We start from the raw sequence: 15,325 nt of genomic DNA on the forward strand, positions 1-15,325 counted from the left end.
ATTAGCGATATTTATATTGAAAGGAGGTAGGGTAAAAACCCGTTTTATCATTCCGGCCATTGTCCGAAAAGCATTTAGCGCATAAAAGCATTTGGCGCATTAGGATTGGAGAATATAGCCCGTAATCCGGTAGCTATACATACAAATCATAAGGAGTCTGACATGCGGAAAACAGGCGATATCGACAGAGTCATGTCGGCAAGACAACTGCCAAACAAAGCCGTAGCACTGATTCTTGCAGGAGGTCGTGGTTCACGCCTTAAAGATCTTACGTCCGTTCGGGCGAAACCCGCAGTTCACTTTGGCGGGAAATACCGCATTATCGACTTCGCGCTCTCTAACTGCCTCAACTCGGGTATTCGTCGAATTGGCGTGATAACACAGTATCAATCACATACTTTGGTGCAGCATATCCAGCATGGCTGGTCATTTCTCAGCGAAGAGATGAATGAGTTTGTTGATTTGTTACCGGCACAACAGCGCCAAGGACAGGAACACTGGTATACCGGTACCGCTGATGCCGTCTTCCAGAATCTGGATATTATCCGCCGCTATCGTTCTGAATATGTGGTGATCCTCGCGGGGGACCATATATATAAAATGGACTATTCACGCATGCTGTTGGATCACGTGGAAAGCGGAGCAGCCTGTACCGTGGCGTGTATTGAAGTCCCGAAAGAGGAAGCAAAGGCCTTCGGTGTAATGGAAGTGTCTGAAGATCTACAAGTGAAAATGTTTTGGGAGAAACCGGAAGATCCACCGACATTACCCGGTCACCCCGATCGCAGCCTTGCCAGTATGGGAATTTATGTGTTCAACGCTGAGTTCCTGTTCAAGTTACTCGAGAGCGATCATGCTGATGAACACAGTAGTCATGATTTTGGCAAAGATATTCTGCCGAAAATCACTGAACAAGGCCATGTCTGGGCGCATCCGTTCTCACTGTCTTGTGTCTCTACGTCACCCGATGCGCCTGACTATTGGCGCGATGTAGGCACATTGGATGCCTATTGGCAGGCCAACCTCGATCAAGCGGCTATCACGCCAGAGCTGGATATGTATGACGCCCATTGGCCAATACGTACCTATGCCGAACCTTTACCCCCAGCGAAATTTGTTCAGGACCGCTCAGGCAGTCACGGAATGACCATGAACACACTCGTTTCTGGCGGCTGTTTTATTTCCGGCTCAGTGGTAGTCAACTCCGTGCTATTTTCTCGGGTACGGGTCAACTCCTTCTGTAATATTGACTCTTGCGTATTGCTACCTGATGTCAATGTCGGCCGCTCTTGTCGTCTGCACCGTTGTGTAGTTGATCGTGCAAGTACTATCCCCGAGGGAATGGTGATTGGCGAGAATGCAGATGAAGATGCCCGCCGTTTCTATCGTTCAGAGAGCGGCATTGTATTAGTCACCCGTGAGATGCTGGCAAAGCTATAAGGACAGAAGTGGCCTGACATGGACAAGTGAGCAATAATTTATATAATCAGGCCAAACAAATCAAAAGGTCTGATTATGTCATTTACTGAATGGGTCATATTGGGTGTGGTTATTGGTTGTGCTGTTGGCGCTTTACTGAAGATTTTTGGTAAGAAGAAAGACCGCTAACCTTTTCAGTTGTCAGAATATACCCTAAATAATTCAAGTTACAGCGGCCTCAACGTGGTGAGGCCCACAGATGGGCCGAGTAGTGAGCGCAGCCAACACACATGCAGCTTGAAGTATTACGGGTATTGATAGAGTAAGACGGCGCATCACTGTGCCGTCTTTTTTGTGACTGCAATCTTATCATCTATCAGAAGGTGTAACGTAACCCTAAGCGGAAACGATATTGCTCACTGTTGTATTCATACCAACGTTCCGGCCATAAATGAAATAACAGCGGCGCGGTATCGATAAGCAAATACCGCCGTGAGGGCAAACCGCATGCTACAACCAGCTTAGCTATTGTAATGACTGTTGGCCTTCAATTGTTGAGCCAAAATCATCGATAATTGAGAAGAATACCGTCATATTCTTTGCAGGGACTTGGTTACCAACCAGCACGCCATCAGTGCTACTTTTCGGTGCGACCATATCGTCATTCCCCAACTTAACCGTGGTTCTCGTGGCACTTTTACTTTGCGCAATCTCCAGAGTCTGGAAGGTCACATTAAATGGCGTCGGATTGGTTACACGAAAGATCCCTCCACTCCCCTGGGGGATCCATCCGAAAGAGAGTTGGTTAAGCACACCCTCTGAACTGGCTGGAATACCCGCCGGGCGATAAAACAGTTTGATGCGTGAGCGGAAGGCAATTTGTACTTCATTGTTGGCAGCCTGATTGTTGGCAGCCTGCGACGAGGCGCTTTTCGGGGGCACTTCTAATACATTCAACCAAAACATCGATTCGCGATCCGGCGGCAGTTGACTGGCAGTACCGGTATAGTAAATACGAACAGATTTATTGGTTTGAGGATCAAGACGAAAAATCGGAGTCTCAACGACAAACGGCACCTTTATCTGCTCAATGGATTTATCCATTTCAGTAATATTATTATCAACCCACAGTTGCAATAATGCGGGGTGGTTGCCCTTATTGAGGATCTGCACGCTACCTGATTTATCACCCCCAGTAACCACCACCCGGGTCAGACCAATAGCAATACCCGCCTGCGCAGTGGTACTGAGCAAGAATGTGGCAAGGGCCATCGCCGCATATACGTTATACCGATGCGTGAACCTGTGGATATACGGCATGAGCCTGTAAGATAACGTTTTCATTTATAAATCAACGTAAAAGTAAATGCGCCTTTGACGGAACCACTTTGCACGGTACTTGCCGTTTGATAAAGCCCTGCGTTCATGGGCACGGTGTAGCTCTGCGTGCTAGCTGAATTATAGCCGCTCAACGTGTATTCGGTATTCAACACGATCGGTGTATTTGTCTGGCTACGCAAAACTAACCCCACGCCTCTGGCGGTGGATCCACTATCCAGCGCTACCACCCCATTTGCCACATTCAGCACATTGGTTGTCGCACCAAACGTATAATTAATGCCCGCCAACCCACCGGGGCAATTATTAAAGTTGAGATTAAACAATTTTAACCCTTTGATATCGCCAATCCCGGTAAATTTGTTGGTAGCGACATCGGGTAAATTGACGATAACATTCGGGGTGGTACAGGTTTGTGTCATTAATTGGATATTCAGGGAATTTGGCGCAAAATCAAATAATCGGTAGCGGGTTGTTTCAACATAACTACTGGTGCCATTGTTATAGGTACGGTAATCATAGGCATAAGCAGGGTCAAAAGCGGCAGCCCATCCACTGGTTAATGTCGTGGCAATTTTAACAAACTTGATTTGTAGCTCTACGTTCAAGTTAAAATTAGCCCCATTGTTGTAAGGAATGGGGCCTAACAGCGGTGAAGAATAAACCATATTTGCCGCGCTAAAGCCATTCATCGGCTTCCAGTCGCTGCTAAAACCTGCGCCAGTCACGCGAAAACGCAGTGCATACCCTAAGCCCGCTTTACCAGTATAGGAAAATACACTGTGGCTATTACCATCAATGTTGATGGTTCGATCAATACTGTACGGCGCGTACAGTCCTACCCCAGCCTTAATACTGTCACTCATTGAGTCGGGTAATATATGGCACACCCAGCCCCCTGCAGGGAAGCTTATCCATGAGCCAATCGGCGAGCCAACCGCAGTATTGGGTGGAACCCGCAATGTGGTTGTCGGGCCATAAATATAGTAAGTCCCGCTATAGTCACAATCCATGGCATAGCCCAACGCATTAGCATGATGGCTAATCGCTAAACCACTCATCACCAGTGACCACAGCAAAAACTGTTTGAGTTGACGGTACCCGCGCCCTGTCGAATCCCTGACGGCACCACACAGTCTATCGATGTAATATTGCGCTATATTTCGATAAGAACTCATTTGCATATCACCTCTAACTGCCGGAATTCACCCTGAACCAATGCGCTACTGGGCAATTTATAATCAAAGCCGCAACTCTCACCAACCCCTTCCCCCCAGATCACGCGCAGATGCCCGTCTTGCTGGTTCACCCGCACCATGGCTTGCCCACCCTGAGCGATATAGCCCACGCTGGTACCCTTGGCATCTTTCACCTCGGCACCAAACGGTAACGGCGTGTTATCCGCCCGATGTCCGGTCAATAACATCGAATAACCGCTGGAGGTTTCAAACTTCACCAGTGCCACCGCACCGGCAGTAGGAGCAACCCGCTGACTGGTGGTTTTAAATTCCACATCAGACGATAACCCTTTGGGATCCAGTTCTACATCATTCTGCCGGTAAGGACTTAAGTAAGGCACAACTGCACGGCCACTGCCATCGAGACGCATCCCCGAATAGTTGGCGACACGGGCACCCGCAGCATCGGGTGCTTCCACTATCCCTACGGTATCGCCCAAATAGGAGGCAAAAACCACGCCACCACGGTATGCGACGAGGCCACCAGACACACTGGCACTGGCCTGCTCGTAATCCTTACTTTTAGAATAACTGCCGCCAAGCGTCGCTTTAGGAGCCAACCAACTACCGCTCATGCCAACGGTGTTGTAATTGCCGTTCACATCAGTGCGGTTACTTGCCGCCGAAACACCATAGTTAAATTGATTATCGTCGCCAGCAGAGCCTGAAACCCCGGTTTGAACTGAACTGCTATCACGAGTATTGGTGTAACTGGTACTCAAACGTGGTGAACCCCGTTTGCTCCCCAATGGGATGGAGAAAGAGATACTCAGTTGATTATCCCAGTTCTCACTGGACATATTGCGCAGCCGATTAAGGGCCACGTTATAACTCAGTGACTTATAGCTATTATTATAGCCGAACTGGAAATTCATATCGCGGCGCTGCCCGCCCCAATAATCCTGCGCATTGGCATTGGCATAAAACGAGCCATAACCTTCGGGCAAACCTTGGGTAATACTGATTTGTGCCTGATTGCGGCGACGATATTTAAAACTGTCATCGTAGCGGGTGCCATCACTTGGCAGGCTTGAATTGAAAATAGTGTTATTAACTTCGCCATGTTGCAAATAGTCACGCATACGCATCGCTTCTGACGGCGTGTAAAAACCGTCGCTGGAATAATGGTAACTGGCGATGGTCAGGCTGGTATTCGTTTCCGGCAATGAGTTCGCATAGGTTATCCCCATACTCTGACCGCTTTGGTCATTTTCACCGGGCAACCTGGTTTGCGCTTGTGTCAGATTAAAGGCCACCGCCCCGACCGGGGTATTGAATGCCAGCCCGGCAGAAGCAGATAGATACCCTTCGGCCGCAACCACTCCACCGTTACCCGTCATTAAATTGGATAAGCCATGGCGAAACGTCCCCATAAAGAGAGCCGGTTTTTCCACCATTGAATTGTCGCGATATTCACCGGCCATCAAGGAATAACGAGTGGTTCCCGGCCGCAATAGCTCGGCAATCGATGTAAATGGCACGGTAAACGACTGCTCGCTACCATCAGCTTCGGTAATAGTGACAATCAGATTACCGCCCTGCCCTGTAGGGTAGAGATCGTCGATGATAAAAGGCCCCGGTGTTACCGTAGTTTCATAAATAGATTGGCCCTGTTGGCGAACAACGACGCGGGCGTTAGTACGAGCAATGCCACGCACTACTGGCGCATAACCACGCTGAGAATCAGCGAACATGCGGTCATCCGAACTTAATGCAATACCACGATAGCTAATACTGTCGAATACTTGACCATCAGTATTGGAATCACCCACCGTCATTTTGCTGTATAAAGATGGCACCGCACGCTCAGCGTAGGTGGCCAGATTTTGATAATCAAACCCCTGACTGTCACTGCGATTCAATGCACTACGATAATATAAACGCCAACTTTGCCAGTTGAATCCGCCTAACAACCCGAGATATTGATAAGTCTGGCTGCTGGCATCACGCTGATTACTGCGATAACCGGTGTAGTCATATTTCAACGTTGCCGCCGTCACGCCATCATCCCAATATTTAGGATTAACATAGCCACGCGCCTGACGGATTAAAAAGGCTTGTGGAACCTGAATATCCAACCGTTGGATATTCTCATCAAAAATGGCATTGCCACCGTCAAGAAGAGTGCTCAATGATGAGCAAACACCCGCACTTGCGAGTTTTTTCAGTACATCAGGCGTAACCTTAGTAGTATCAATCCCTAATTCATCAAACAGCTTTAAATCAAAACACGGAAGGGCCACTTTAGATTCTGGCGACGGCAATTCAAAGCGCATAGTCTGACGCCCAATCCACTGTTCATTCAAATAGATATCAATGCTATGCTCACCTGGAGCAACAGGATTGCCATCACTGTAGCGGCTGGCATCAACAGAAAATCGCAGGAAAGAGTCACTGAACTCAACATGTTCAGAATCTTCAGCCCAGGCAGGTAAACTAAATAGCATGCCACCCAAGCTAGAAATAACCAGGGAGAAGAATACCGGGAAATATTTCGGGCGCTCGTGTTTTTGATAATACATGTAATAATTAAGCATTATATCGAGGCCATTTAATAAAAGTGCCCCCTGTGGATACAGAGAAACACTGATTAATTATATTTATGTTTTTATTGCACTAACTTCTGAGTACCCGGTGTCTCGCCACCTTGATCATTGATAACAGAATAAAAAACTTGTGTGGTATTATTTATTGGGCCGTTAGCATTAACCGGTAAGCTAAGCTCAGCAAAAGGTGCAATCATCTTATTATTTATTTTGCTCAAACTTGCCACAATCGGGCTATCTTTTGATGCACGTAATTCCAGTGTTCTAAAAGTAATATAATAGGGTGACGCATTTTTTATAACCAGTTGATTACCCTTTTTAAAAAAGGTCACGTTCATAATAGCCTGTTCTATTGGCATGGCTAATTCTGCCGGGCGATAAAACATTTTAATTCTGGTACGGAAAGCCAATTGCAATTTGTTATCATCTCCCACGGCTTTTTTAGTAGGTTTAGGCGGGATTTCTAACAAGTTAAACCAAAAAAGTGTTTCACGATCAGCCGCTAAACCACTGCCAGTTCGGAACAAACGGATAGTCTGATCTCTTTTAGGATCTAAACGCACCACCGGTGGCGTAACACTAAAAGGCACCTTGATAGTATCAGGCCGCGCGTTCGCATCACCGTTATCAATCCAGGCTTGCAGCAGAACGGGCATATTACCGGTATTGGAAACCTTAACCACGCCTTCACGTTGCTTCTCATCGTATATAACGCGCGTACCCGTGATCATCACTTCAGCGCGGGCAACCGTGGCAGCAACCAGTAATGTGACAAAAGAAAAAGCTATAAAACATGTTTTACGCATAGAACTTCCCATTATAGAGCGAATGAAACAGGGAGCATTAAGCTCCCATGGGGTAACAGATAACATTCGCTATAAACAACGCATCGCCATCAGCCACGCTATATCAAACGTTTTGATTAATCGTAAACAATCGTATAGTTGACTTGTGTTGCAACAACACCCGCCGTAACAGCGCTATTAGCATAATATTGTGCGTAATAACCCAATGTCGCACCACCACCGGAAACATCTTCTACCACACCGCCCTGGCTAGTACCGCCGACCACGATTGGCGTGCTGACTTTGTCTAACAAACGAACCTGAGCGCCCGTCGCTGTTCCACTACTGTTGTTCAACCGGCCAGTGCTGGTCTCAACAGTAGGGCCTGGTTCAAAGTAGGCATAAGCGTTATTCAGTGTCGACCCAGCACAGCCAGACAACACGATATTGAAAGGTGTGGTACCCGCAACCGAGCCAATACTACTCAGGGCATTTGCAGAAACAGTTGGTAAGGTAACCGTCCCATCGTTAGTGCCGTTGTTGACAGCGATACTACAAGTCGTATCAGTGATTTGACCGTTGATGGTAATAGTTCCATCAACAGCGAATGCTGATTGTGCAATAAATACGCTGGCGATAGCCGCGATTAATGCATTGCTAGTTTTAATTCTCATATTTATTTCCCCGTACTTTAAAATAAGGTAATGACTAATGACATCAATTAGGATTAATACCCTGAATCAGTAAAGTATGATTTAGTGTGGCTATTATTTCAGCATTTAGAATATTGTCAATCCAGCCCAAAACGTAAAGTTATAAATGCATTGTTAAATAATTAGAACCCATGAATATAAATAAAAGAATAGTAGAGTTGTTTGTAGGATTTATTTCCGAATCTGTAGGAATATTCATACAAGAAATAATTATATATAAAATTAGATTATGCGGGATATTTAATACATCTAATATTTAACAAATAAAAAAAACAATACAAAACAGGATTGTAGGATTTTTCCCACCCTTGCAAATGAGAATATCTTAAAAAGTACGACTATTCGATATATCGCATCGAATAATCGAAAACATAAATTTATTCAAAAATTATCTTTACAAATAATTAACGATTTTAAAGTAAAAAATATTTTGTTTATTGCGAAAATCAATAATTACTAACATTAATCATCTACATGGTTAACAAAAATAACCATGTAGATTAAATTATTAACCGTAGTAATTCTCATTCGTTATCATATCTTGTAACTCAGCTTTATGGGGTGTACATCTCCGCGTCCTTCTGTACCTACTGAATATCGTGTTCTATTTACAGAACTCCTCGGTTACGCCGAACAAGACATGCAAAGCCCGTAGTTGGGGGGAATGTCACCCCAAAAAGCAATGATGAGATAAAACAGCAAAAAATAATGTCACGCCCACTGTTATTGCAGTGAGCGGATAATATGTACCGCACTTATGCCACCGAACTCTCTTTGGTACAAAGGAATGCGTTGAGGTAATTCACTGCCGGTGAGATGACTGATCCAACCTGCGGGATTAGTGAAAATACGAATGCTTGGGTATAAGGCAATGCCCGTCGGCCACACAAGGGATGGCTAGCATCACCGCATCTCCACCCGTGTGCCTAATTTACGCGCTAAACCTTTGGCACCTTCGCGCATGACGCTGTCATGATTCCAGCGAAATAATGGGGCTGCGATTGGTGCCAGGCAGTTCATCCAGCGCGTATTGGTTCGAATGTGCCAATCGTAACGAACAATAGTGTCGGTGCCATTGAAAAATAATGACCACTGCCCAATCCCTTCAACCTCACCACTCGCCTGCCCCTCTAGCAAGCGTAACGGCATAATGGTTAAGACATGAATATCAAAGGTTATCCGATAAGGAAGTACACCTTTCCAAGTGTAACGATGCAATGCGCCGATACCTTGTAGATCACCTTTTTCTATCTCAATGATTTGCTCCAGACTTTTCCACCAATGTGGCCACATATCCGGGTGGCATAGAATATCCCATACCGTCTGAAGCGGTGCCTTGACCTGCCAAGTGGTGGAAAACCGGTACTCAGCCATACCGTCGAACTCCGTATCAAGGGGTGAAAAAACGCTCAGGAAAATGCAGATTGATAATCATCGCCTCCATAATGACCGTTTCCAGTTGCTGTTGTTCCACCCCATAACTGATCACTTTGACTGGGAAGTGGGATCGATTATCTAACCAGATGTCGCAGCGATGTACCTTATCCACCGTGAAACCGGCAGGGCCAGTTATTGAGAGGTGCGATACCGGCTGGTGCGCGAAAACCTCATCACCGAGAATAACGGTATTGCCGCCTTGTTGCAGGAGACGGATGTTGTGTAACAACGTTCCGATATCAGATTTATCCACACGGTGACCACTCTTATCGCGTATCAAGGTATTCGTGGGCAAAAGGCTCAGTACGGGTAACATGTTCATTCCGAATGGCCATAATCTGACCTGGCCGCTGTCAGGGCTATAAATCAGCGCGGCTCCATTGTGGGGTTCAGTAAAATCCATGCGCACATATCCCGGCTTACGGTAGCTGTAACGAATTACCGTCGCATCACCCTGTGCTGACAAGGAGCTAACTCTAACTTGATAGGATTCAATCAGCTCAAAATGGTATTGCGCAACCCTAATCGGGTCAGATGTGCGGCTACCCGATATTGGCGTGACTATCATGCTGGCATCACGCGTTCCATCTGCCACCATCGCTGCATAGGCAACGCGGCCCGATATCAAAAGTACCGCCAGTATTATAATGGATCCGGTTAAGCCGCGAATAGCCTTCTCCTACACTTGGGTTCATCAGCCAGAATTACCTGATGTCATTATTAAATATAGGCCTAAATATCAGCAAACAATCAGCAACCCAGATCTATTATTTATCATCTTGCTACGCCGACTTAGTGTGATAAGGATCGCTGAATTTTTTTTCTATAAGTGCTTGAATAATGGTGGAGCATGCGGGATTTCCCTCTCAGAAAGGTTATCTTATCAGTCATTTTCGGGGCAACCTCTTCAGCCGTTCCGGTATCTCTCTATGAAACGGTTGCGATCATGCACCTTTTTACGGCATGTTTATGGCAACACCTCCCTGCTTTAGATATTCGAATTATCACTTTGTGAGCAACCTGATGATTAAGTGGCTGTGGAAAGCAAATCAACCGCAAGCGGAGATGCTTGCACAGTGGCGTGAAGCACTGAACATCCCACTGTTGGCTCCGCTGAATGAGCAGGAGCAACAGCGGCTGGCTTCTGTTGCCAGTTATTTGCTGCAACAAAAGCGGCTGGTACCATTGCAAGGGCTAGAGTTAACACCGTTGATGCAGGCCCGCCTTTGCCTGCTATTCGCACTACCCGTCATGGAGCTTGGGGCCAAATGGTTAGATGGCTTTCATGAAGTCCTTATTTATCCTTCTCCGTTTGTGGTTGATGACAACTGGCAAGATGATCTCGGCCTGGTGCATTCAGGTCAAACAGTACAATCGGGCCAAAGTTGGGAACAAGGGCCGATTGTCTTGAACTGGCAAGATATTCAAGATTCATTTGATTTATCAGGTTTTAATCTGGTTATTCATGAGGCCGCGCATAAGCTGGATATGCGCAATGGTGGTAATGCTAACGGTGTGCCCCCTATTGCCATGCGTGATGTGGCAGCATGGGAATATGACCTGCATCAGGCAATGGACAGCATTCAAGACGAGATAGATATGGTGGGTGTTGAGGCTGCCAGTATGGATGCGTACGCCGCCAGTGATCCGGCCGAATGTTTCGCGGTGTTATCAGAGTACTTTTTCAGTGCGCCTGAACTATTAGAAAGCCGTTTTCCTGTTGTTTATCAGCATTTCTGCGCATTCTATCACCAAGATCCCCTCGCCCGGCTGAAACGTTGGGAAAATGCCTTAGTGGATAATCAAGATACCGATAATATACCGCCGCAGAGCTAGTTACCTCGTCATTTGCAGAGGCAGTAGCGGTCTGATGGCTAATAAAAAATGGCGGTATTGCCCTATTCAACGGTTATTTACACCGCCTTTGCTCAGATGCTGAGCAGTTAGCTGCAATGCACTAATTTAGCGTTGACAGTATCGGGCATGCTAGATATCATGCGCCCCGTTCACACGATTCCTCTGTAGTTCAGTCGGTAGAACGGCGGACTGTTAATCCGTATGTCACTGGTTCGAGTCCAGTCAGAGGAGCCAAATTTGTGTTTTCATGCATCTTCACGAATCTTTATAAGATTTAGATTCAACGAGTTAGCGTGAAAAGTCTTCCCGACGCATTTTCATTTCCCCCTCCGCATCGAGCAAGATTGGTGGTCTGATTTGGGTCATTTCAGTTCGATTATGGAGTGACCACCCTATATTTCTGAACGACACTAAAATCCGCAGTCTCAAGCCTTCTGAAAAACCTTTCAAAGTTTCCGATTCCCACGGTCTATACCTTTTAGTCAATCCAAGCGGTTCACGTCTCTGGTATCTTAAATATCGTATCAACAAAAAAGAATCTCGCCTTGGCTTAGGTGCCTATCCTGATGTATCTCTGGCCGTGACCGGCTCTGGGATATCGACATATTTCAGGACGCCGGGAACGCCTTCCACGTCATAAACCGCTGCTTTCATAAATTTCCCTCTGTCTCATCAGTAAATCCAGACCAGTCTGGCAAACCATCCCGATCTGGCATATAGCACGTCAGCAATCTCTCTGTTGCCTCTACAGGTAGCGCGGGCTGCCCTGTTGAATTTTCGACTGGCATAAAGACCCGTAACGCTTAGGGCAGCCGGGCAATCACCTTAATCTCAAACTTGAATCCGTAAAGCCACGTCACGCCGATCCCGGTCAACGTAGGGTAAGGCGCTTCCCCCCAATATTCTGGCAGGATACTCCAGATAGCGTCGAGGTTTGACTCGGGATCGACGACAAAGAGGGTAACGTCAACCACGTCACCGAACGTGCAGCCCGCAGCTGCGAGAACAGCATTAAGATTATCGAATGCCAGCCTGACCTGCGCTTTTAGATCGTGCTCAGGCGAACCATCCTCGCGGCTACCAACCTGCCCCGAAACGAACAAGAAACCGTTGGATTTGATGGCCGGTGAATAACGATTACGCTCATAGAGCGCCTGCCGACTGAAGGGAAAAACTGCTTCGCGTACTGTCATGTTTGTACCTTTGCAATGGGGCGAAATCTGCCCGGTGAACATAAAGACACTTTACAGGTGCTAGATCGGGCGGATAAACAAGCGACTTTGTTCATCATTGTTTGTAAAATCCAAACAATCGGTGAAAAGAGAGGATAAGGAATGGATCGTTTCGATGCGATGCGCGCCTTTGCTCGCGTGGTGGAGGCAGGTAGCTTCACAAAGGCTGCCCAAACGCTTCATATGAGCAAAACCACGGTGACACAACTCATTCAGCAGTTGGAAGCGCGCCTGCGCGTCAAGTTGCTCCATCGCACCACCCGCAAGCTCGGCGTGACTCCCGATGGCGCGGTCTACTATGAACGCGTCATCCGCCTGCTGGCGGACATGGAGGATGCTGAAAACAGCCTGTCCAGTGCGGCGATTACGCCCAGAGGACGGCTGCGGGTGGATGTGCCCAGTCCACTGGCCCGCCTCATCCTGGTGCCGGCGCTACCGGCTTTCCACGCACGCTACCCTGATATCCAGTTCGACATGGGCGTGAGCGACCGGATGGTGGATCTGATCGGCGACAACGTAGATTGCGTCCTGCGCGGTGGCGAAATCAACGACCAGTCCCTGATCGCACGCCATGTCGGGGATTTGCAAATCGGCGTCTATGTCGCCCCCAGTTATGTGGAACGCCTTGGCGCCCCTGCGCATCCGCGAGAGCTGGAAAACACCGACCATCGCATAGTGGGATTCTTGTCCTCACGCACCGGTAAGATTGATCCTCTGGTACTGCGCAGTGAGAGTGAACATATTGAAATCACGGGCAGCTATGTACTTGCCGTGGATGATGGCAATGCTTACCTCGAAGCTGGGTTAGCCGGGTTAGGCGTGATTGCGCTGCCAATCTATATGGCGGCAGCACATCAGGCTGTTGGCTCTTTAATTCCGTTATTTGCACAATGGCGTATCAGTCCAATGCCCCTGCACCTGGCGTTTCCGCCGAACCGCCATGTCAACGCCAAACTGCGAGTTTTTATTGATTGGATCGTTGAATTGATGCAGCAGCATGTCCCCAATTCCAACAATAAGTAACTATATCCCAGCCCCTTGATTCGCTCATCAGCGTCGATTGGTGGTCACTCTGGTGGTCTTGACAGACTAGCAATTCAGGTTTGGCTTACTTATTAGCCAGTTACTGGCAAAGGGGATCCCAGTCAGAGAGCCAAATTAAAGAAGCCCGCTTAGGAAACTAAGCGGGCTTTTTGCTTTTAGTGGTTTCTGGCGGTCGGCTAAGGGGGGCGGGCATACATTGTGGTGTATTAATCAGCTCAGTGGATCGTGCGTAATACGCTGGATATAACGCTTGCTGATAACATATAGTTTCCCTTTAAAGCGTGGCTTTTATAGCTGACCTACTCCCGATGGATTAGCTCAACCTCGCCGTTGGGATGAATTTACACCTGTTTAAACCGGTTAATTTGCAACAGCTAAAAACTTTATTATGCTTGATCGTTAACCGCCAACCAATATCTCGATTAGAGGAACTCATCGACCTCGACTTACTTAAAACCTTGGCGATGAGATAGATTTGATGACACTAGCTTAAGTTTGCCGCTTCGGATTACCATTAAAGTATTTTGATTATTGTAATATAGGAAAAGTAATGTATGAATAAAAACCGGATATCTAAAATTCTGTTGGGGGTTATGGCCTTTATTGGCACTATTACACTGATTCCTGCGGCACAAGCCTGTACCAGAGCAGTGTATTTGGGGCCGGACGATTTAGTGATCACCGGTAGGTCGATGGATTGGAAAGAGGATCTTCATTCCGATCTGTGGGTCTTCCCGCGAGGAATGGCGCGCACAGGAAATGCAGGGCCTAACTCGGTGGCCTGGACGTCAAAATATGGTAGCGTGATCACTGCAGCCTACAACATTGCCACCACTGACGGGATGAATGAAAAGGGCTTGGTGGTTAATATGTTGTGGTTGGCTGAATCCCAATACCCAGAGCCAACACCCGCTAAACCCAATATTTCGCTGGCAGCATGGGGGCAATATGTTCTTGATAATTTTGCTAACGTCGATGAAGCCGTTAATGCCTTTAAAAAAGAGCCTATTACTGTATTAACCAGTAAAGTCCCCGGTCAAGAAAGGCTTGGCACTATTCACCTCACGCTGTCCGATGCCAGTGGTGATAGTGCTATATTTGAATATATTGATGGAAAACTCATTATTCACCACAGCCGGGAGTATCAGGTTGTCACGAATTCACCAACCTATGATAAGCAACTGGCCATCAACTCCTATTGGCAAAAAATTGGTGGTACTAACATGCTACCGGGTACCAATAGCTCCAGTGATCGTTTTGTTCGTGCGCAGTTTTATATTAATGCGATCCCTAAATATACTGATAAGCAACTGGCTACCGCGAGTGTACTGAGTGTTATTCGCTCGGTGTCCGTTCCTTATGGTATCAGCACCCCCGATGAACCCAATATTTCATCTACTCGCTGGAGAACACTCTCAGATCAGAAAAACAAGATCTACTATTTTGAATCCACTTTAATGCCAAATACATTTTGGGTTGATTTTAATAAGATTGATTTTTCAAAATCTAGTGAAGTTAAAATACTGAAGCTAAATACCCCACAAGCGGCTCAGTATACTGGCGATGTTTCAGCACATTTCCAACCAGAAAAACCGTTTGTATTTGAGCCTGTTACACCTTCAGCATAACGAGTTAAAAGGGAGGGTAACTCCCCTCCTTCTGCGCTTACTATATCAAAATATACATCACGCCTACCCTGGTAGGCGCATACTGCCA

Annotated in this window: 12 protein-coding genes, 1 tRNA gene and 1 pseudogene; 6 read left to right on the forward strand and 8 right to left on the reverse strand. The window is 46.9% G+C overall.

Annotated features, from left to right (window positions below; translation table 11 throughout):
• The first annotated feature begins 162 nt into the window (after nt 1-162).
• Entirely contained in the window at nt 163-1,440 is a 1,278-nt protein-coding gene (glgC, locus tag EL015_RS12850; protein WP_005192479.1) for a glucose-1-phosphate adenylyltransferase, read from the forward strand.
• A gap of 504 nt (nt 1,441-1,944) precedes the next feature.
• Here glgC and EL015_RS12855 read toward each other — a convergent pair.
• The 7 genes from EL015_RS12855 to EL015_RS12885 form a co-directional block, all read right to left on the reverse strand.
• A complete protein-coding gene (locus tag EL015_RS12855) occupies nt 1,945-2,763 on the reverse strand; it encodes a fimbrial biogenesis chaperone (protein ID WP_032906468.1) in 819 nt (272 codons plus the stop codon).
• On the reverse strand, nt 2,760-3,935 hold the full coding sequence (locus EL015_RS12860) for a fimbrial protein (RefSeq protein WP_158505890.1): 1,176 nt from the start codon (nt 3,933-3,935) through the stop codon (nt 2,760-2,762). Before EL015_RS12860 ends, EL015_RS12855 begins: the two co-directional genes overlap by 4 nt.
• Nucleotides 3,932-6,532 (reverse strand): fimbria/pilus outer membrane usher protein, encoded by a 2,601-nt coding sequence (locus EL015_RS12865; protein ID WP_032906464.1) that lies wholly within the window; start codon nt 6,530-6,532, stop codon nt 3,932-3,934. The genes EL015_RS12860 and EL015_RS12865 overlap by 4 nt, the downstream gene beginning before the upstream one ends.
• Before the next feature lie 71 nt (nt 6,533-6,603).
• Nucleotides 6,604-7,347 (reverse strand): fimbrial biogenesis chaperone, encoded by a 744-nt coding sequence (locus tag EL015_RS12870; protein WP_005185627.1) that lies wholly within the window; start codon nt 7,345-7,347, stop codon nt 6,604-6,606.
• A 116-nt stretch (nt 7,348-7,463) separates the two neighbouring features.
• Nucleotides 7,464-8,000 (reverse strand): fimbrial protein, encoded by a 537-nt coding sequence (locus EL015_RS12875; RefSeq protein ID WP_005185623.1) that lies wholly within the window; start codon nt 7,998-8,000, stop codon nt 7,464-7,466.
• 942 nt (nt 8,001-8,942) lie between these two features.
• A complete protein-coding gene (locus EL015_RS12880) occupies nt 8,943-9,413 on the reverse strand; it encodes an SRPBCC family protein (protein ID WP_005185616.1) in 471 nt (156 codons plus the stop codon).
• 16 nt (nt 9,414-9,429) lie between these two features.
• A complete protein-coding gene (locus EL015_RS12885) occupies nt 9,430-10,104 on the reverse strand; it encodes a LolA-like protein (protein WP_230830710.1) in 675 nt (224 codons plus the stop codon).
• Nucleotides 10,105-10,499: 395 nt separating this feature from the next.
• On the opposite strand from EL015_RS12885, the gene mtfA reads away from it, so the two are divergent.
• From mtfA to EL015_RS12900, 3 genes and pseudogenes are all read left to right on the forward strand, one after another.
• A complete protein-coding gene (gene mtfA / locus EL015_RS12890) occupies nt 10,500-11,312 on the forward strand; it encodes a DgsA anti-repressor MtfA (RefSeq protein WP_032906462.1) in 813 nt (270 codons plus the stop codon).
• Nucleotides 11,313-11,491: 179 nt separating this feature from the next.
• Nucleotides 11,492-11,567 (forward strand) — tRNA-Asn (locus tag EL015_RS12895).
• Nucleotides 11,568-11,727: 160 nt separating this feature from the next.
• A pseudogene (locus EL015_RS12900) lies at nt 11,728-11,913 on the forward strand (Arm DNA-binding domain-containing protein); the annotation flags it as partial.
• Between the two features lie 223 nt (nt 11,914-12,136).
• On the opposite strand, the gene EL015_RS12905 reads toward EL015_RS12900, so the two are convergent.
• On the reverse strand, nt 12,137-12,526 hold the full coding sequence (locus tag EL015_RS12905; RefSeq protein WP_032906460.1) for a RidA family protein: 390 nt from the start codon (nt 12,524-12,526) through the stop codon (nt 12,137-12,139).
• Between the two features lie 141 nt (nt 12,527-12,667).
• Here EL015_RS12905 and EL015_RS12910 point away from each other — a divergent pair, with 141 nt between their 5' ends.
• Both EL015_RS12910 and EL015_RS12915 read left to right on the forward strand, forming a co-directional pair.
• Nucleotides 12,668-13,588 (forward strand): LysR family transcriptional regulator, encoded by a 921-nt coding sequence (locus EL015_RS12910; RefSeq protein WP_005185600.1) that lies wholly within the window; start codon nt 12,668-12,670, stop codon nt 13,586-13,588.
• A gap of 614 nt (nt 13,589-14,202) precedes the next feature.
• Nucleotides 14,203-15,237, forward strand: a complete 1,035-nt coding sequence (locus EL015_RS12915) for a linear amide C-N hydrolase (RefSeq protein ID WP_413771671.1) — start codon at nt 14,203-14,205, stop codon at nt 15,235-15,237.
• Nucleotides 15,238-15,325: the final 88 nt, after the last annotated feature.

This window comes from Yersinia intermedia, from assembly GCF_900635455.1.
GTDB lineage: Bacteria > Pseudomonadota > Gammaproteobacteria > Enterobacterales > Enterobacteriaceae > Yersinia > Yersinia intermedia.

Excerpts from the sequence above, each read along its gene's own strand:
- glgC (WP_005192479.1), top strand. The coding sequence starts at position 163 with ATGCGGAAAACAGGCGATATCGACAGAGTCATGTCGGCAAGACAACTG.
- EL015_RS12855 (WP_032906468.1), bottom strand. The coding sequence starts at position 2,763 with ATGAAAACGTTATCTTACAGGCTCATGCCGTATATCCACAGGTTCACG.
- EL015_RS12860 (WP_158505890.1), bottom strand. The coding sequence starts at position 3,935 with ATGAGTTCTTATCGAAATATAGCGCAATATTACATCGATAGACTGTGT.
- EL015_RS12865 (WP_032906464.1), bottom strand. The coding sequence starts at position 6,532 with ATGCTTAATTATTACATGTATTATCAAAAACACGAGCGCCCGAAATAT.
- EL015_RS12870 (WP_005185627.1), bottom strand. The coding sequence starts at position 7,347 with ATGCGTAAAACATGTTTTATAGCTTTTTCTTTTGTCACATTACTGGTT.
- EL015_RS12875 (WP_005185623.1), bottom strand. The coding sequence starts at position 8,000 with ATGAGAATTAAAACTAGCAATGCATTAATCGCGGCTATCGCCAGCGTA.
- EL015_RS12880 (WP_005185616.1), bottom strand. The coding sequence starts at position 9,413 with ATGGCTGAGTACCGGTTTTCCACCACTTGGCAGGTCAAGGCACCGCTT.
- mtfA (WP_032906462.1), top strand. The coding sequence starts at position 10,500 with ATGATTAAGTGGCTGTGGAAAGCAAATCAACCGCAAGCGGAGATGCTT.
- EL015_RS12905 (WP_032906460.1), bottom strand. The coding sequence starts at position 12,526 with ATGACAGTACGCGAAGCAGTTTTTCCCTTCAGTCGGCAGGCGCTCTAT.
- EL015_RS12910 (WP_005185600.1), top strand. The coding sequence starts at position 12,668 with ATGGATCGTTTCGATGCGATGCGCGCCTTTGCTCGCGTGGTGGAGGCA.
- EL015_RS12915 (WP_413771671.1), top strand. The coding sequence starts at position 14,203 with ATGGCCTTTATTGGCACTATTACACTGATTCCTGCGGCACAAGCCTGT.